The 18,200-nt window shown below is 66.5% G+C and carries 15 protein-coding genes; 5 read left to right on the top strand and 10 right to left on the bottom strand.

Features of this window, described 5'->3' with window-relative positions; translation table 11 throughout:
• Window positions 1-43 precede the first annotated feature (43 nt).
• Window positions 44-2,338, bottom strand: coding sequence for an NADP-dependent malic enzyme (locus AB4Y36_RS09435; RefSeq protein WP_368618174.1), 2,295 nt, complete (start codon window positions 2,336-2,338; stop codon window positions 44-46).
• A 188-nt stretch (window positions 2,339-2,526) separates the two neighbouring features.
• Here AB4Y36_RS09435 and thiL point away from each other — a divergent pair, with 188 nt between their 5' ends.
• Genes thiL through AB4Y36_RS09410 form a run of 5 tightly spaced genes read left to right on the top strand, consistent with a single transcriptional unit; the run spans window position 2,527 to window position 8,573 of the window.
• On the top strand, window positions 2,527-3,516 hold the full coding sequence (gene thiL / locus AB4Y36_RS09430; RefSeq protein WP_368618173.1) for a thiamine-phosphate kinase: 990 nt from the start codon (window positions 2,527-2,529) through the stop codon (window positions 3,514-3,516).
• On the top strand, window positions 3,506-4,090 hold the full coding sequence (locus AB4Y36_RS09425) for a phosphatidylglycerophosphatase A (protein ID WP_069269130.1): 585 nt from the start codon (window positions 3,506-3,508) through the stop codon (window positions 4,088-4,090). The genes thiL and AB4Y36_RS09425 overlap by 11 nt, the downstream gene beginning before the upstream one ends.
• A 34-nt stretch (window positions 4,091-4,124) precedes the next feature.
• Window positions 4,125-4,625, top strand: coding sequence for a CinA family protein (locus AB4Y36_RS09420; protein ID WP_069269131.1), 501 nt, complete (start codon window positions 4,125-4,127; stop codon window positions 4,623-4,625).
• A 55-nt stretch (window positions 4,626-4,680) separates the two neighbouring features.
• Window positions 4,681-5,229, top strand: a complete 549-nt coding sequence (locus AB4Y36_RS09415; protein WP_069269132.1) for a cupin domain-containing protein — start codon at window positions 4,681-4,683, stop codon at window positions 5,227-5,229.
• A 29-nt stretch (window positions 5,230-5,258) separates the two neighbouring features.
• Window positions 5,259-8,573, top strand: coding sequence for an ATP-binding protein (locus AB4Y36_RS09410; RefSeq protein ID WP_368682812.1), 3,315 nt, complete (start codon window positions 5,259-5,261; stop codon window positions 8,571-8,573).
• A gap of 98 nt (window positions 8,574-8,671) precedes the next feature.
• On the opposite strand, the gene pyrF is transcribed toward AB4Y36_RS09410, so the two are convergent.
• From pyrF to AB4Y36_RS09365, 9 genes are all read right to left on the bottom strand, one after another.
• Window positions 8,672-9,487, bottom strand: a complete 816-nt coding sequence (gene pyrF / locus AB4Y36_RS09405; protein ID WP_368682811.1) for an orotidine-5'-phosphate decarboxylase — start codon at window positions 9,485-9,487, stop codon at window positions 8,672-8,674.
• 175 nt (window positions 9,488-9,662) lie between these two features.
• Window positions 9,663-10,739 (bottom strand): aldose 1-epimerase, encoded by a 1,077-nt coding sequence (locus AB4Y36_RS09400; RefSeq protein ID WP_368605695.1) that lies wholly within the window; start codon window positions 10,737-10,739, stop codon window positions 9,663-9,665.
• Window positions 10,740-11,144: 405 nt separating this feature from the next.
• The gene (locus AB4Y36_RS09395; protein ID WP_069269137.1) at window positions 11,145-12,065 is read right to left on the bottom strand and encodes an SMP-30/gluconolactonase/LRE family protein; all 921 of its coding nucleotides are present in this window, start codon (window positions 12,063-12,065) and stop codon (window positions 11,145-11,147) included.
• Complete coding sequence (locus AB4Y36_RS09390) at window positions 12,062-12,874, bottom strand: SDR family NAD(P)-dependent oxidoreductase (RefSeq protein WP_368682810.1); 813 nt, start codon at window positions 12,872-12,874, stop codon at window positions 12,062-12,064. Before AB4Y36_RS09390 ends, AB4Y36_RS09395 begins: the two co-directional genes overlap by 4 nt.
• A gap of 33 nt (window positions 12,875-12,907) precedes the next feature.
• Window positions 12,908-13,936, bottom strand: coding sequence for an L-arabinose ABC transporter permease AraH (gene araH, locus AB4Y36_RS09385; protein ID WP_342949485.1), 1,029 nt, complete (start codon window positions 13,934-13,936; stop codon window positions 12,908-12,910).
• Window positions 13,937-13,959: 23 nt separating this feature from the next.
• The gene (araG, locus tag AB4Y36_RS09380) at window positions 13,960-15,471 is read right to left on the bottom strand and encodes an L-arabinose ABC transporter ATP-binding protein AraG (protein WP_368682809.1); all 1,512 of its coding nucleotides are present in this window, start codon (window positions 15,469-15,471) and stop codon (window positions 13,960-13,962) included.
• 105 nt (window positions 15,472-15,576) lie between these two features.
• Window positions 15,577-16,578 carry an arabinose ABC transporter substrate-binding protein gene (locus AB4Y36_RS09375; protein WP_069269141.1) on the bottom strand — a complete coding sequence of 334 codons (1,002 nt, stop codon included), beginning with the start codon at window positions 16,576-16,578 and terminating at the stop codon, window positions 15,577-15,579.
• Between the two features lie 152 nt (window positions 16,579-16,730).
• On the bottom strand, window positions 16,731-17,510 hold the full coding sequence (locus tag AB4Y36_RS09370) for an SDR family oxidoreductase (RefSeq protein ID WP_368682808.1): 780 nt from the start codon (window positions 17,508-17,510) through the stop codon (window positions 16,731-16,733).
• Window positions 17,507-18,184 (bottom strand): 2-dehydro-3-deoxy-6-phosphogalactonate aldolase, encoded by a 678-nt coding sequence (locus tag AB4Y36_RS09365; protein WP_342949487.1) that lies wholly within the window; start codon window positions 18,182-18,184, stop codon window positions 17,507-17,509. The genes AB4Y36_RS09370 and AB4Y36_RS09365 overlap by 4 nt, the downstream gene beginning before the upstream one ends.
• Between the last annotated feature and the right edge of the window lie 16 nt (window positions 18,185-18,200).

Here is an 18,200-nt window from a genome sequence, read left to right as displayed (position 1 = left end):
TCAGGTCAGCGTCACCGGGCGCCGGCGACTCGCAAGACTGAGCTTAACGTGCCGCGTTCACGTCCGCGACGAGCAGCGCCGTCATGTTGACGATGCGGCGCACCGTGGCGGAAGCCGTCAGCACGTGCACCGGCTTGGCTGCGCCGAGCAGGATCGGCCCGATGGCGATGTTGTTGCCTGCCGCCGTCTTGAGCAGGTTGTAGGAGATATTCGCCGCGTCGATATTCGGCATGATCAGCAGATTCGCTTCGCCTTCGAGCGTCGACTCCGGCAGGATCTCCTTGCGCAGGTTCGCGTCGATCGCCACGTCGCCGTGCATTTCGCCGTCCACCTGCAGGTCCGGCGCGCGCTCCTGGAGGATCTCGAGCAGGTCGCGCATCTTCTGGGCGCTCGGCGCGTTGCTCGAACCGAAGTTCGAGTGCGAGCACAGCGCGATCTTCGGCTCGATGCCGAAGCGGCGCACCTCCTCGGCCGCCATGATGGTGATTTCCGCGAGCTGCTCCGGCGTCGGGTCGACGTTGACGTGCGTGTCGGCGATGAAAATCTGCCGGTTCGGCAGCACGAGCGCGTTCATTGCCGCGTAGACGTTGCAGCCGGCCCTCTTGCCGATCACCTGGTCGATGAAGTGCAGGTGGCGGTGCGTCGTGCTGACCGTGCCGCAGATCATGCCGTCGGCTTCGCCCTTTTCCACGAGCATCGAGCCGATCAGCGTGGTGCGGCGGCGCATTTCGAGTTTCGCCATTTGCTGCGTGATGCCCTTGCGCGCCATGAGCTTCGCATAGGTCTGCCAGAACTCGCGGTAGCGCTCGTCATGGTCGGTGTTCACGACCGTATAGTCCTGGCCGGCGTGCAGGCGCAGGCCGTAGCGTGCGATGCGCTGCTCGATCACCGACGGACGGCCGATCAGGATGGGCTTCGCGAGCTTTTCGTCGACCACGATCTGCACCGCGCGCAGGATGCGCTCCTCTTCGCCCTCGGCAAACACGATGCGCTTCTTCTCCGGCTCCACGGCGCGCGCGAGCTGGAAGATCGGCTTCATGGTCGTGCCGCTGTGGTAGACGAATTGCTGGAGGTGCTGCTCGTAGGCGTCCATGTCCTCGATCGGACGGGTCGCGACGCCCGAGTCCATTGCCGCCCTTGCCACAGCCGGCGCGATCTTGACGATCAGGCGCGGGTCGAAGGGCTTCGGGATCAGATACTCGGGCCCGAACTGCAGATCCTGGATGCCGTAGGCCGTGGCAACGACATCGCTTTGCTCCTGGCGCGCCAGTTCCGCAATCGCGTTGACCGCGGCGATTTCCATTTCGCGCGTGATGGTGGTCGCGCCCGCGTCGAGCGCGCCGCGGAAGATGAACGGAAAGCACAGGACGTTGTTCACCTGGTTCGGGTAATCCGTGCGGCCCGTGGCGAGCACGGCGTCCGGACGCACTTCGAGCGCGAGCTCCGGCAGGATTTCCGGCGTCGGATTGGCGAGCGCGAGAATGAGCGGCTTGGCCGCCATCTGCTTGACCATGTCCTGCTTGAGCACGCCGCCAGCCGAAAGGCCGAGGAAAATGTCGGCGCCTTCGATCACTTCGGCGAGCGTGCGCGCGTGGGTTTCCCGCGCGAATCGCTCCTTGTCCGGGTCCATCAACTCGGTGCGGCCCTTGTAGACCACGCCCGCCAGGTCGGTCACGACGATGTTTTCGAGCGGCAGGCCGAGGTCGACGAGCAGGTCCAGACACGCGAGTGCGGCGGCGCCCGCGCCCGAGGCGACCAGCTTCACGTCCTTGATGTCCTTGCCCACGACCTTCAGGCCGTTCGTGAAGGCGGCCGCCACTACGATGGCCGTGCCGTGCTGGTCGTCGTGGAAGACCGGAATCTTCATGCGCTTGCGCGCTTCGCGTTCGACGATGAAGCACTCGGGCGCCTTGATGTCTTCGAGATTGATGCCGCCGAACGTGGGTTCGAGCGCGGCGATCACGTCGACGAGCTTGTGCGGGTCCGACTCGTTGAGTTCGATGTCGAACACGTCGATGCCCGCGAACTTCTTGAAGAGCACCGCCTTGCCTTCCATCACCGGCTTCGAGGCGAGCGGTCCGATGTTGCCGAGGCCGAGCACGGCCGTGCCGTTCGACACGACGCCCACGAGGTTGCTGCGCGCCGTGAAGCGTGCGGCGTTGAGCGGATTTTCGACAATCGCCTCGCACGCGAACGCGACGCCCGGCGAGTACGCCAGCGAGAGATCACGCTGATTGATCATCTGCTTGGTCGGCGCGATCGCGATCTTCCCGGGCGTAGGGAACTCGTGATAATCGAGGGCGGCTTCGCGAAGCTTGTTCGTAGCGGGATTCGACATGGGGAGGCAGGACGTGGGTGCGGATTAGAATGACAACTCGAACGCTAAGTTTGACCGATTGTAGCGCCAATCCCTGGCAGCATTCCTTTCAGTTCGGGCGCAAGTCCAGCGACCGCGATGGGGGAAAAGCCATGCCAGGGTGCCCTATGCGGCGACGGCCATAGCCCAACTGACATAACCCTTTCGTCATGCTTTCCGAGTTCTCCCTGATCGACCGATATTTTGCGCGTCGAGCGCGCACGAACACGCAACGCGCAACGCTGGGCATTGGCGACGACTGCGCGCTCATCGCGCCCGCCGCGGGCGAAATACTGGCCGTCTCGACCGACATGCTGGTGGAAGGCCGCCACTTCTTCCCCGACATCGATCCGCATGCGCTCGGCCACAAAGCGCTCGCCGTCAATCTCTCCGACCTCGCCGCGATGGGTGCGCAGCCGCTCGGCTTCACGCTGGCGTTCGCGCTCCCCAAGGCGGACGAGGACTGGCTAGCCGCGTTCAGCGCGGGCCTCTTCGAGCTGGCCGACCGCTTCGACTGCGAATTGATCGGCGGCGACACCACGGCAGGGCCGCTGAACCTGTGCCTGACAGTGTTCGGCTCCGTGCGTCAGGATGCCGCACTTCGGCGCGACGCCGCCCACGCGGGCGACGACATCTGGGTCTCCGGCACGCCCGGCGACGCGCGCGCGGGTCTCGGCATGATGCGCGGCGAATGGCCGGTGCGCGAGCAGGACGCCGCGCCGTTGCGCCGGGCGCTCGAATACCCTGAACCGCGCGTGGCGCTGGGCCTCGCGCTGCGCGGCGTGGCCCGCGCGGCGCTCGACGTATCGGACGGTCTGGCCGGCGACCTGCGCCATATCCTGGAACGCTCGCACCTCGCCGCGACGATCGACGTCGACGCCTTGCCGCTCTCGCCTGCGCTCGCGCGCCTGCCGCGCGACGTGCAGCTGCAATGCGCGCTCGCGGGGGGCGACGACTACGAACTGTGTTTCACGGCGGCGCCCGCGCGGCGCGACGCGGTCGAGGCGGCCGCGCAACAGGCGGGGGTGCGCGTCACGCGCATCGGTACAATGACTTCCCGCACTTCGCCGCAAGCCGCCCCCGAGATCGCCTGGCGCGACGCGGGCGGCACGCCGCTCAATCTGACGTTGCAAGGTTTCGATCACTTCCATGCAGACTGATCCCACGCCCTCGCCCGCCGGTCAGCCGGCTCCTCCGGCAGGCTCGGCAAGCAACGCCGCCGCACCCGGCACGGGCGCTCAGGCCACTCGCCCGCGCCGCGCCGACGCGCCGTTCATGCTCACCCATCCGCTGCACATCGTTTCGCTCGGCTTCGGCTCGGGACTCTCGCGCCTCGCGCCCGGCACGGCCGGCACGCTGTTCGCTTGGGCGTCCTTCGAGGTGCTCAACCGCTATCTGACGGTGACGGAGTGGGGACTGCTGATCTTCTTCGGCTTCTTTGCGGGCATCTGGATCACGGCCTTCACGGCGAAGAAGCTGCGCACGGACGATCCCTCGGCCATCGTCTGGGACGAGATCGTGGCGTTCTGGCTCGTGCTGCTCATGATCACGCCCGTCGCTTTCGAGGGCCGGCTGTGGGCCTTCGTCGTCTTCCGGTTTTTCGACATGGTGAAGCCGCCGCCCATCCGCTATTTCGACCGGCGCTTCAAGGGCGGCCTCGGCATCATGCTCGACGACATCGTCGCCGCATTCTTTACGCTGCTCGTCATCGCGCTCTGGCGCATGTCGGTGTAGCGCCACCTCGCCGCCAACCCAACGGATTGCTGCAATGGCTACCGATTCCGTCGTCCACCAACTCGCCATCCGCGTCGGCAACAAGCTGCGCGACGGGCGGCTCATGCTCGCGAGCGCCGAATCCTGCACGGGCGGCATGGTCGCCACCGCCATCACCGACATATCCGGCAGCAGCGTCTGGTTCGAACGCGGTTTCGTCACCTACTCGAACCAGGCGAAAACCGAGATGATCGGCGTGCCGCCCGAACTCATCGAAAAGCACGGCGCGGTGAGCGAGCCGGTCGCGCGCGCGATGGCTGAAGGCGCGCTCAGCAACAGCCGGGCACAAGTTTCGCTCTCCATCACCGGCGTCGCTGGACCGGGCGGCGGCACGCCGGAAAAACCGGTCGGCATGGTGTCGTTCGGCTGGAGCAACCGGCTCCATACGAGCGTCGAGACGCTGGTCTTCAAGGGCGACCGCGAACAGATCCGCGTGCAGGCCGCCGCGCACGCGTTGCGCGGGCTGCTCGCGTTCATCGACGAACAGGAACGCTAAAACCGGCCCGCGCCTCGACGGAGCGCCGGCCGGGCCCACCAAGGAGGCCCATGCCATGGCAGCCGCGAATACCGCAGTCGAAGCATTGATCCGCCGCTTCGGGCTCGAACCGCATCCCGAAGGCGGCTACTACAGCGAAACCTATCGAGCCGACAAGCTCGTGCGGCGCGACGGCGCAGCCGCCGCAGAGGGCACGCGCGCAGCCTCGACGGCCATCTACTTCCTGCTGGCGGAAGGCGCCTATTCGGCATGGCACCGCATCCGCTCCGACGAGCTCTGGCACTTCTACGCGGGCTCCCCCCTCGAGATTCATTCGATCGATGAACGCGGCGTGCTCTCCACGCGCAAGCTCGGCCACGCGCTCGACCATCCGGGCACCGTGTTCCAGGCGGTGGTGCCGGCCGGACACTGGTTCGCGGCGCGCTGCTGCGATCCTTCGACCTATGCGCTCGTGGGCTGCACGGTGGCGCCCGGGTTCGAGTTCAGCGAGTTCGAGATCGCCGATGTGAACGCGCTCGCCGATAAATACCCGCTGCATCGATCGATCGTCGAATTGTTCCGCAAACCGGCATCCGTTGCGGCTGCGGCCGCGAAGAAAGATTAGGCGCGCGGCGTCCGGGGACGCGGATCCGCATGATGCCCAGCTTCGGCCGCCGCCATGGCGCCCCTCCCACTTCGCCGTACGCCGCGCTCGAGGCGCTCCAGCGCAACCTCAGGCGTGAACGGCGCGTCTTCGCACTGCTCACCGGCCTGCTGATCCTTGCAGCGCTGTGCATGGCCGCCGCCGCGCTCGGCGGCATCGGGTTCAGCGCGCTGCGCGCGCAGGCGCTGGAAGCGAACACCCTCAGTGCGAAGGCCAACGCGCGGCTCGACCGGCTGTACACCCTGCTCGGCAGTGCGGGCGTCGTCCTCGTGCTCGAGACCGCCTCGACATCGAAGGCACCGTTGAGCGCCGAGCCAACATCCCGCTGCGCGACGACCTTCGAAGGCATGGACGGGTCGCCCGATCTGAGGGCGGTGTGCGAGCACATGGCTGGGGTGCTCGAGCGCGTCTCGTCCGCCGTTCCCATCATGTTGCTGCGCGCCGACGGCAGCGCGGCCTATAGCCGTGGTGTCGCCCTCGAGGGGTCGCATTTGCGGCCGACCGAAGCCGCGCGCACGCTGGCCGATGCCGCGCTCCTGCAGATCACGACCCGTGGCCTGGATCCGGTCGCGGCAGCCAGAGGGATCAAGGTCGCCTGGTTCCGCCCACCCGAAGCGCTGGGCTTCCCGCCCGATCTCGTGCTCGGTGCGTTGCCGGTGCTCAGGAACGGTACGCTCTACGCGTTCACGATCACGAGCGTCGATCTCGACTCGCTCCTCATCGCCGCCAGCACCAGCGTCCCGTCGATCACCCCCACGCTGTTCGGCGCTGACGGCATCATGCTTGCCGGCCCGCTGCCGCCTGCTGACGCGCAGTCTCTCGACCGACGCCTTGCGAACCTTGCCCCCGGCAACTTCCACGTACTCCCCCGCTTCGGCGTCGCGCTGCGCGAAGCGCCGCTCGTGCATGGCTTTGGGCACTTCATGGTGGCGCTGTCGTGGGGCGAGCTCTTCGCGATCACGCGCACGCCCGTCATCATCGTCCTGATGCTGACGGCCGCGCTCATTGCCATGCTCACCTTGCTGTCGCGCTACTGGAATCGCCGGGTGCTGACGCGTACTTACGACGAAGCCACGCGCGCGCTCGAAGGCGAGTTGCTCAATCACCTGCTCGTGCACGCCACGCCGGTGGGTCTGTGCATCGTCCGGCGCAGCAACTTCGAGATCGTCGTGGCGAACCAGATGGTGCGCGATGTTCTCGGGATAGACGCGCACGCCACGCGCTTGCCGAACGCAGTGTGTGTCGCGTTCGAGCAGCACGGGCCATGGCCCGGACCCGCGAAACACGATGACGAGACCACGGTGTATGAGTTGCCGTATTCGCTGGAGCGGCCCGGCAAGGAAGCGCTCCATCTCGCCATCACCTATGCGCCGGCCACGATGCACCACGAAGCCGTCCTGTTCTGCGCGATAGCCGACATGTCGGAGCGCTACGAAGCCGAGCGCCTGCTGCGCGAAGCCAAGCGCATGAGCGACGAAGCCGCGCGCGCCAAGGTGAGCTTCTTCGCGGCGATGAGCCATGAGATCCGCACGCCGCTCGCTTCGCTCGTCGGCAATATCGAACTCGTCGCGCGCGGGCCGCTCGCGCCGGAACAGAGCGCGCGCGTGCAGGCCATGCAAAACTCCTCGGCTGAACTGCTGCAGATCGTGAGCGATGTGCTCGATTTTTCGAAAATCGACGTCGGTCAGATGAAGCTCGTCGAAGAACCTGGCTCGATTGCGGCACTCCTTGTCCGCATCGCGCTCGGCCATGCACCGCTCGCCGTGCGCCAGCACCTGCCGTTCTATCTCGTGATGGATCGGGCCATGCCGGCGCAGGTGCGCTTCGACGCCGTGCGCGTCGCGCAGATCGCCAACAATCTGCTCAGCAATGCGTTCAAGTTCACCCGCTCCGGGAAGATCGTCCTGCGTGCGCGCTGGAGCGAAGGTACGCTTGCGATCAGCGTGAGCGATTCCGGCGACGGCATCCCCGAAGACCTCAAGCCACACCTGTTCCAGCCCTTCACACAAGGCGACGCCCATCGACTGACGCAAGCGCGCGGCACCGGCCTCGGGCTTTCGATCTGCGCCCGGCTCGCCCAGTTGATGCACGGCCGCGTCGAACTCGACAGCGCGCTCGGCGTCGGGACGCGCGTGGCGGTGACGCTGCCACTGCACCCCGAAGGCGAAGCCACGGCTGGCGATGAATGGACGCTACCCGATGCGCATCCCGCCATCCTGTGCCGCGCGCCGGAGAATCGCGAGTGGCTGGCCAATCTGTTCGACAGCCGCAGCAGCATGCCGACCTTCCTGAGCCTCGAAGCGCCACCGCGTGACGGCACGTTCGACTACCTGCTCGTAACCGACGAATTCACCGGCGACGACATCGCTTCGCTATGGCCTGATCAAGCGAAAATCATATGGCTGCGACAGGACGGACCACTCGTCCCGCTCGAACTCGACGGCGGCGCACTCGTGGTGAGCCTGTACAGTCTCGCGGGCATACGCGCCGCGACGCAGAAGCGGATTCGCAGCCGTGTGGCGGCAGCGCAAGCACAGCAACCCGCAGCGGACCAGCCCGCGACAGACGAGAATTTCGCATCGCTGACTGCGCTGATCGCCGAGGACAACCGGCTCAATCGCGCACTGCTGCGCGACCAGTTGCGCATACTCGGCGCCACCGTCATCGAGGCGAAGGACGGCGAGGAGGCGCTGGCGCGACTCGACGAGCGGCCAGTGGACCTCATCCTCACGGATCTGAACATGCCGGGCATGAACGGCTACGCGCTGCTGGACGCCGTACGCGCAAAGCGCTCTCATCTGCCGGTCTACGCGGTGAGTTCGGATGCGCTGCCCGAGCAGATCGCGCAGGGGCGCGCGTTGGGCTTTAGCGACTATCTCACCAAGCCGGTCGCGCTTGCGGAACTCGTCCGCGTGCTGGCCGTCGTGTCGGCGCAGATCAGCGTCGCGGCGAGCGCGACACTCGCAGAGGATTCCGAATCAGATCCACAAGCCCGGCCGCCCCGTTTCCCGCCGCTGCCTGCCGCGCTCGCCGATATTTTCATCGCGCAGGTGGATCACGATATCGTCGATTACGCGCAGATCGCCTCGCAGCGCGACTTCGCGCGGTTGAACGACTGGGCGCATCGCGTGTCCGGCGGGCTGGCGGTGCTGGGTCCTTCGAGGATCAATGAAGCCTGCATGGAGTTACGCGCGACGATGCGCGATGCGGGCGGATGGACTGAGGAGGTCGGCGGTCTGGCGGCCGCCGTGGCGGCGGAACTCGAAGCACTGCGGGCGCTCGCGCGGCGCTCGCATTCGGGTTAGCCGCGCGGGCGTCGTCAACGTGACGCCCGCTCGCAAAGGCGGTGACGGTAAAGGCGCGAGCGCTCAGGAGCGTCTACCTGTCACCGCGGAAACCCGTCTCAACGATACGCGTTGATCCGCTCGCGCGTTTCTTTCGCGGCCGTTGCAGCCGCCTGCGCGTAGTCCTCGCCCTTGCTCGCGTAGATGATCGCGCGCGACGAGTTGATGAGCATGCCCGTGCCGTTCGCCGTGCGGCCCGCCTTCACGGTCGCCTCGACGTCGCCGCCCTGCGCGCCGATGCCGGGAATCAGCAGCGGCATGTCGCCCACGATGCTGCGCACGGTTTCGATTTCCTTCGGGAACGTCGCGCCCACCACGAGGCCGAGTTCGCCGCTCGCGTTCCATTTGTTCGCGGCAAGGTCCGCCACCACCTGATACAGCGGCTTGCCGCCGGTCTCGAGGAACTGCAGGTCCGAGCCGCCGGGGTTCGACGTACGGCACAGCACGATCACGCCCTTGCCCTTGTGCGCGAGCCACGGCTCGATCGAATCGAAGCCCATATACGGGTTGACCGTGACTGCGTCTGCCTTGAAGCGCTCGAAGGCCTCGCGCGCGTACTGCTCGGCGGTACTGCCGATATCGCCGCGCTTGGCGTCGAGGATCACGGGCAGGCCCGGGTGCTTCTCGTGGACGTGCGCGATCAGCGCTTCGAGCTGGTCTTCGGCGCGGTGCGCGGCGAAGTAGGCGATCTGCGGCTTGAACGAGCACGCGTACGCCGCGGTGGCGTCGACGATCTCGCGGCAAAACTCGAAGATCGCGTCGCTGCGGCCGGCCAGCGCGGCGGGAAACTTCGTGGGCTCAGGGTCGAGGCCCACGCACAACAGCGAGCCGGTGCGCTGCCACGCGGCGCCGAGGGTCTGGATGAAGGAAGTCATGGTGGTTGCTCGCGGCGAGCCAATAAGGGAAAACGGCGCGTATTTTACCCGCCCCGGAAGATGAGGCCGCGCCACGGCTCCGGAATCGGCCGGCGCCCGGCGCTTCCGCGAGATGAATCGCCGCAAGTGCGTAGCGCGCGTGGTCGACGCGCGCTACGCCCAACTCACGACCATCTTAGGTCCGTGCGCGCGGGCCCTTGCCGCCTCTCGCGCCCGTGCGGCCGCGCGCGCCGGCGCGGTGCGGGCTCGCTGACGCGCGCATGTCCATGCGCTCCACGGTGAAGGAAAAGCGCCGCACGAGCCGCTCGCCGTGCGCGAGCACGGTCATGCCGTGCGCATCGCCGCCGCCAGTCAGGTTCACGGCGTTGATCGGATGATCGACGGGTTCGAAGCAGAAGAAGTCTGCGCCGGGAGGCGTGTAGAGCACGTAGTAGTCGGTGTTCGCGCAAATCGAGAGCGAGAGCCTGCGGCGCTCCCACACCACCGCCGCGCGTCCGCTCCAGCCGCTGAACGCATGATTGACGAGTTGCGCAGGCAGCGGATAGGCCACGCCGAACTGCCAGGCGGGCGGCGCGGGCACATGGCGCACCGGCAGCCAGTCCTGGCCCGAGAGCCACAGGCCGCTCGCCGGGGCCGACAGCTCGGTGCTCGTGTCGCGCGCAAGAAACGGATGCACGCCAAGGCCGAACGGCAGCGCCTCGCGGCCCGTATTCTCCACTTCCAGCGTCATCGCGAGCGTCGCACCGTCGAGCGCATAGGTGAGCGCCGCGCGGTACGAATACGGCTCGCCATCGCTGCGGTCGAGCACGAGGCGCACGTTCTCGCGATCGGCGCTTTCGATGCTCCAGGGCGCGAGCCAGCCGTCACCATGGATCGGCAGCGGTTCGCTAGCGCGATTGCGCGGCACTTCGATATCGCGGCCGCCAAAGTGAAAACGCCCTGCGCCGATGCGGTTCGAGTACGGCAGCAGCGGGTAGCACGCAAGTTCGTTCGGGTCCATGCGCGCGCTCACGCGCTCGCAACGACGAAACACGGGCTCGAACGCGCCTTCGCTGCGCCAGTCGAATCGCGTGATTCCGCCGCCCAGTTGGGGCGCGACGTCGAGCCTCAGATACGCGTTCGCGAGCGTCACGCACGCCACGTCGCTCGAGCCCGCCGCGCCGATCGCAACCGCGGAGGTGCTCGGCCCCGGCAAAACCGGATGCGTGGCGGCTTCGAGCCGCGCGCGGCGCGCGGCGGCCGCTGGTGACACGACCGGTGACACAGACGGAGCGGATGTAGCGGTGGGCGGCGCGCTTGCAGCAGCGGCGCCTGCGGAAACGGTGGAACGGGTAGGTCGACGCACAGCGGAATTCGCGACGCTCATAAGATGCTCCTCGAGAGGCATGTTTGATTGCCGCCGCAAAAGGCGGCTCACCGGTGGCCTGTCGACACCGCGCCTATGCGCGGGCCTGTGGCCGCTTCTTGTGTTCGCCCTTCTAGTGGTACTGGCAAAGCCAACTGCACACTGTCGATCGACTGCATCTGTTGCCGAACTACAACGACTGGCCGTCTCTTCATGCCGCCTGCCCGCAGCGGCGCTTTGCACTGTGCGTGCGCATGTATCGTCTGATGAAAATCCACGCGCGCCTTTGTGCAAGCGCACGATACACCGGACTCAAGCGCGCCTGCGCCCCTGAAACCGCGGTTCTTCGAGGCCCTGGCGGCCAATTCGAACCGAAAACACGCCGCCCGCATGCGGCTCGCGCGCGAGGGCCTCCGCCTCCATTTCCTCGCGCGCGCTCGTGACATAAAGCGTGTCCAGAAGCGCACCGCCGAGCGTAACGCAGCTTGGCTGCGCTGTGGGAATCTTTACGCGTTCGGTTTCGACGCCATCGGCGCCATAACGCACCACGCGCTCGCCGCCCCACTGCGCGTTCCAGAGGCCGCCTTGCGCGTCGACGGTCGAGCCGTCCGGCACGCCGGTGTCGTCGGTGAGCGTGACGAAAGTGCGCTCGTTTGCAATCGTTCCGTCTGCGCCGTAGTCGCACGCGCGAATCTCGCGCGTGAGCGTGTCGCAGTAATACATGGTCGAACCGTCCGGGCTGAACGCGATGCTGTTCGAGATCGCGGGCGCGGGCAGCGGCAGACGTTCGAGCGTGAGATCGTGGTTCAGGCGATAGAAGCCGCCGATCGCCTGCCGCGGCGTTCCTTCGTATTTCGTGCCGAACACGAAGCGGCCCTGGCGGTCGCAGCGTCCGTCGTTCAGGCGCGTCGGCACGCCGGGTTCGACTTCGACGATGGTTTCAATCGCGCCCGTCTCCAGGTCGAAGAACGCCAGCTGCGAAGCGAGGCCGAGGAGCAGCGTGCGCTCGTCTTCGCACAGCGCGAAGCACGCGAGGCGCTCGGGCATCTCCCACGTGACGTGTTTGGCGCCGGACGCATTCGCGTCGTAGCGTTGCAGGCTTTTGCCCGAAATATCGACCCAGTAGAGCCGGCCGCTGCGCGCGCACCACGTCGCGCCTTCGCCCAGCTCGCATTTCGCGTGGACGAGCAGTTCGGCCACCGCTTCGTCCGAAGCGCTTTCCTTTGCGCTCATGCCCAGCCTCCGTCAACGACGATGTCCTGCGACGTGATCATGCGGCTGTCGTCGGCGCCGAGGAAGAGCGCCATGCGCGCGAGGTCTGCGGGCAGCAGCTCCGCGTCGATGCACTGGCCGCGCTTGATGGACTCGCGGCCTTCGTCGGTGAGCCACAGGCGCCGCTGCTTCTCGGTCATCACCCACCCCGGCACGAGCGAATTCACGCGGATGCCGTACGGGCCGAGGTCTCTCGCGAGACCGCGCGTGAGACCCTGCACCGCCGACTTGCTCATCGTGTACACCGGCATTTCCGACTGCTTGAGCATCCAGCTGATCGAGCCCAGATTGATGATCGAGCCCGCGCGCGCGGCCTTCATGTCCGGGGCCACCGCCTGCGCGGCGAATAGCTGATGGCGCAGGTTCACGGCCACGCCGGCGTCGAACGACTCCGGCGTGACTTCGGCCAGCGTGTGGCGTTTGTCGTTGGCCGCGTTGTTCACGAGCACCTGAATCGGCCCGAACGCCGCCTTCACATCGGCGATGGCGGCGCGCAACGCCGAGATATCGACGAGATCGACGTTGGCGAAGAGCGGCTTGTGGCGCGAATCGCCGAGTTCGTCGGCGAGCGCCTGGCCCGCGCTCGCGTCGATGTCGAAGAACGCCACGCGTGCGCCCTGCGCGGCGAAGTGCTCGACGAACGACGCGCCGATGCCGGTCGCGCCGCCCGTGATCAGCACCACGCGGTCGGTCAGGCTCGGATAGCGCGCGTAGTTTTCGTGCGCGTGGCGCGCGAGCGCGTTAGCGGGCGAATCTGCGTTGGACGACATCGTTTTGGTTTCCTTATGAAACTGTCAGCGAACTCAATCGCGAGCGCCGCGATTCTTGAGCTGGTCGAGCAGCACCGCCGCGAGCAGGATCGCGCCGCGCACGAGGTACTGGTAGAACGCGTCGATGTTGAGCAGGTTCATGACGTTTTCGACCGTACCCATGATCAGCACGCCGATCACCACGCCCGAGATGGTCGCGCGGCCGCCCAGCAGCGACACGCCGCCCAGCACGCACGCCGAAATCACGTTCAGCTCGAAGCCTTCGGCCGCATTCGGCTGACCCGACGTGATACGCGAGGCGAGAATCACGCCCGCGAGCGCCGTGACCGCGCCCTGGATCAGGAAGATCCACACGCGCGTGCGCTCGACCTTGATACCGGCGAGACGCGACGCTTCCGGATTACCGCCGATGGCGAGCGTATTGCGCCCGTACACCGTCTGATTGAGCATCACGCCGAACACGATGAAGCAGACGAGCGTGACCCAGATCGGCAGTTGCACGCCGAAGAGCGAGGCCGTGCCCATGGCGATGAACGTGTCCGACGACACGCCCACGGCCTGGCCGTGCGAGGCGATGAAGCCGAGGCCGCGCACGATTTCCATCGTGGCGAGCGTGGTGATCAGCGCGTTGATGCGCAGATACGCGATCACCGCGCCATTCACGAAGCCGATCGCGGCACCCGCCGCAACAGCGGCGACGATGGCGATGAACGTGTTGTTCGTCGCGTTGAGCACCATCGCACAGAGCACGCCCGCGAACGCGACGATCGAGCCCACGGAAAGATCGAAGTCGCGCGACGCGAGACAGAACATCATCGTGCAGGCCACCATGCCGATCTGCGAGACCGACAGTGCGAGGCCGAGCATGTTCTCGATCGAGAAGAAGTGATCGACGGTCAGCGACATCACGATGAACATGACCGCGAAGATCACGATCAGGCTGTACTCGGTGATCTGCTGCCACCACTTCTGCTTGTCGGTGGGACTCGGAATCAGCGCGTCGGCGACGCTCTTGGCGGCGCTGTTGGCAGACTCGGCCGCCAGGTTTTCTCTTGCTTGCATTTCAGTCACTCCTCCCCATCCACTCATGCAGCCTTGGCCTGCGTGCGCTTGGGCAGCGCGAGGTCAAGCACCGCGTGTTCGCTCGCCGCGCTGCGCGGCAACTCGCCCGAAATACGGCCTTCGCGCATCACCACGATGCGATCCGACACGCCGAGCACTTCCGGCAACTCCGACGACACCATCACGATCGCACAGCCGCGCCCGGCGAGCTGGTAAATCACGTTATAGATTTCATGCTTCGCGCCGACGTCGATGCCGCGCGTCGGTTCGTCGAGAATCACGACCTTCAGGTCGGGCTCGGCGAGCCAGCGCGAAAGAATCGCTTTCTGCTGGTTGCCGCCCGAGAGAAAGCGGATTTTCTGGCGGCGGCTCGGCGTCTTGATCTTCAGCAGCTTGATGAAGCGGTCCGCCGTTTCCGCTTCCTTCTTGCGGTCGAGGAACATGCCCGCGCGCAAAAAATGGCGACGGCAGCTGATGTTGATGTTCTCCGACACCGTCGCCATCGCAACGATGCCCTGCTCCTTGCGGTCTTCCGGGCACAGCACGATGCCGTGGCGAATCGCGTCGCTCGCGCTTTTCACGCGAATGGTCTTGCCGTCCAGCTCGATCTCGCCCGCGCGCCGCTTGTGCGTGCCGTAGATGAGCTGCATCAGCTCGCTGCGCCCCGCGCCCACGAGCCCGAAAAAGCCGACGATCTCGCCCGACTTCACCTCGAAGCTCGCCGCTTCGTTGAGCGGATGCCCTTGCACGCCGCGTACGGCGAAACGCACGTTGCCATGCTCGCGCGGCGAATAGTTGTAGATGTCGCTGATCTCGCGGCCCACCATTTCGGCCACGAGCGTTTCGCGCTTCACCGCTTCGAGCTTCTCGTGCGAGGCGACCTTGCGGCCGTCACGGAAGATCGTGCAGGCATTGCACAGCTCGTAGATCTCGTCCATGCGGTGCGAGATGTAGATGAGCGCGCGATTGTCGGCCCGCAGCTCGCGCACGAGCTTGAACAGCACTTCGGTCTCGCGGTGCGAGAGCGAGCTGGTCGGCTCGTCGAGCGCGATCACGCGCGCGTTGCGCAGCAGCGCCTTGCAGATTTCCACCATCTGGCGCTGCGCGATCGAGAGCTTGCGCAGTTTCGCGGCCGGATCGAGATCGACGCCCATCGCGGCAAGACGTTCGCGCACGAACTTGCGCGCCTCGCCGCGCTTCACCCAGCCGAGCGCATTGGGCAACGCGCCGAGCAGCAGGTTTTCCGCGACGGTCAGGTCGGGCACGTACTGCAGTTCCTGGTGAATCACCGCGATGCCCGCGCCGATCGAGGCCGCCGCATCGGCGAAGTGCACCTCGTTGCCGTCCATCAGGATGCGGCCGGAATCGGGCTGATACTCGCCGCCGAGAATCTTGAGAAGCGTGGACTTGCCCGCCCCGTTCTCGCCCATCAGGCCATGGACTTCCCCTGCATTCACCTCGAACGACACGCCGTCGAGCGCGCGCACGCCTGGGAACACCTTGCCGATATTGTCAAAACGCAGTGTCGCTGACACTTCGGTTTCCTCTCATTCGATACGCTGCGGGCGCGGCCTTCATGCCTTTCGGGCCTGCTGGCCGCCCCTCAGCGGGAAACACCCTAAACCACTACTATCCAGCGCTTACTTCGACGCGAGACCCATCTGCTGACGCACGCTCTCCACGTTGTCGCGCGTGGCCAGCATGCCGGTCGTCAGCGTGAGCAGCGGCGGTTCCTTGCCTTGCGTGATCCACGAGTACATCAGGTCCGAGGTTTCCTCGCCGTGGCGCTTCGGGCTGATGATGACGGTGCCATAGAAGCCCGTCGGCTGCGGCTTCTTGAACTCGTTGAGCGCCGAGTCCGAACCGCCGATGCCGATGCCGATCATGTTGTCGGCCTTGAAGCCGCGGCCTTCCGCTGCGCGCACGGCGCCGAGCACGGCTTCGTCGTTCAGGCCGTATGCCACCCAGTGCTTGTACTGCGGGTTCTTCGTGAGCGCGATGTTGGCGGCGTTGAAGGCGTTTTCCGTGTCGGTCTTCGCTTGCGGCGCCTGGACGATGTTCGCCTTCGGGAAGCCCGCGGCCACGAGCGCGTCGGTCGCGCCCGACGTGCGGTCATGCGCCGTCGGCAACTGCTCGTAGGTCACGTCGATGGCGCCGACGTCCTTCATGTCCCAGCCGCGCTTCTTGATCTCGGCGGCGATGCCGTCGCCCACCTGCTTGCCGATGTTGTACGCCGAGATGCCCATGTGCGGCACCGACTCGATCGGCTTGCCCGCGCCGTCGACGAGACGGTCGTCTACCGTCATCATCTTGAGCTTGTCGGCCTTCGCCTTGGCGACGATGCCCGGTCCGAGCTTCACGTCAGGCGTGCAGATGATGAAGCCCTGCGCCTTTTGTGCGGCCAGGTTGTCGATCGCGCTCATCACCTTCTCACCCGAGGGCGCGCCGATCTTCACCAGCGTGAAGCCCTTCTCCTTCGCGGCCGCTTCCGCGAACTTCCATTCGTCCTGGAACCACGGCTCTTCGGGCTGCTTCACGAGGAAGCCGATCTTCACCTGGTCGGCGGCCTGCGCGACGGGCGCTTGCGCGAACATGGCAGTGGCGGCTGCAGCCACCAGCGTCAGAAAGATGCGTCGTTGCATGTTGCTAGTCTCCTGTCTTCTTCAGTCACGGGAAGGGTATCGGCCGCCTCTTCTTTTACCCGTCGATGCGCGCGGCCAGCGCCTCGGCGGATTCCTGCACATTCGTTCCAAGCTCGTTTTCCTTCGTGCTGCGAATTACTTTTTCAACGCGCTCATTCGTGATGGAGCGCCGTGCGGCCGCCATCGATCGTGATACAGCTTGCGTTGATGAACGGCGCTTCGTCCGAGGCGAGGAACACCGCCGTCATCGCGACTTCCTCCGGTCGGCCAATGCGTTTCATCGGCGGCAACTCGAGCGTCGCCTTGCGCGCGGCTTCCGGGTCGGGCTGCGCGTTCCACCAGTCGTGCGTGAGCTGCGTTTCGATGTAACCCGGCGCGATGGCGTTCACGCGCACGTTCTTCGGCGCGTACTCGATGCCGAGTGCGCGCGTGAGCCCGATGACGCCGTGCTTCGCCACCGGGTACGGGAAGCAGCCCGGAATGATCTGGAACGCGTGCGTCGAGGCGATGTTGATGATGCTGCCCGCACACCGCTCGACCATGCCCGGCAGCACCGCGCGGCAGCCGTTCCACACGCCGTCCAGATCGACGGCGAAGCAGCGGCGCCAGTCGTCGTCGGTCATCGTGAGCGGGTCGGCGAACACGTTGATGCCGGCGTTGTTCACGAGCACGTCGACCGGGCCGAACGCGCGTTGCGCTTCTTGCACGGCGGCGCGCACCGAGGCGGGCTGCGTCACGTCGGTTTGCACGGCGAGCGTTCGCGCGCCTTCATATGCGTTCGCAATCTCGCGCGCCGTTGCAACGGCCGTCGCGCCATCGAGCTCCGCGAGCACGACGGCGGCGCCCTCGGCCGCGAACGCGCGCGCGATCGCCGCGCCGATGCCGCGTCCGGCGCCGGTTACGAGCGCGACCTTGCCCGCGAGGCGATTCACTTTTGCGCTCCTCGCGCAGCTTTCCAGCCTTCGATGAAGGCCAGCGCGTTCGCACGCGTGGCCGCCGCGTCCTGGCCCGGCTTGTAGAGCGCGGAGCCAAGGCCGAAGCCGCTCGCGCCCGCGGCCAGCTGCGGGCCCATGTTGTCCGGCTTCACGCCGCCCACTGGCAGCAGCGGCACGATCGGCGGAATCACGGCGCGCCATGCCTTCGTCACAGCCGGGCCTAGCTGCTCGGCGGGGAACATCTTGAGCGCGTCGGCACCGTGCTTGAGCGCCGCGAACGCTTCGGTCGGCGTGGCGACGCCGGGCACGCACGCGAGGCCCTGGAGCTTGGCGGCGAGGATCACGTCGGTGTCGGCGTGCGGCATCACGATCAGTTCGCCGCCCGCTTCCCGCACGTCGCGCACGCGCTCAGTGGTGAGTACGGTGCCTGCGCCGATCATCGCGTCGTCGGGCAGCGCCTCGCGCAATGCCGCGATGCTGTCGAGCGGTTGCGGCGAATTGAGCGGCACCTCGATCAACCGGAAGCCCGCGTCGTAGAGCGCGCGGCCATGCTCGGCGGCCTCGGCGGGCTTGATGCCGCGCACGATCGCGACCATGCCGCAGGCGCCGAACGCGGCGACGAAGCCGGCGTGCGGCGTGTAAGGGGCGGGCAGATTCAGTTCGGGTTCCATGTCGGCTTCCTGTTGC

This window comes from Paraburkholderia sp. BR10936 (assembly GCF_040965735.1).
In the GTDB taxonomy this organism is placed as follows: Bacteria; Pseudomonadota; Gammaproteobacteria; order Burkholderiales; family Burkholderiaceae; genus Paraburkholderia; species Paraburkholderia nodosa_A.
This window is presented reverse-complemented; position numbering and strand designations above follow the sequence as displayed.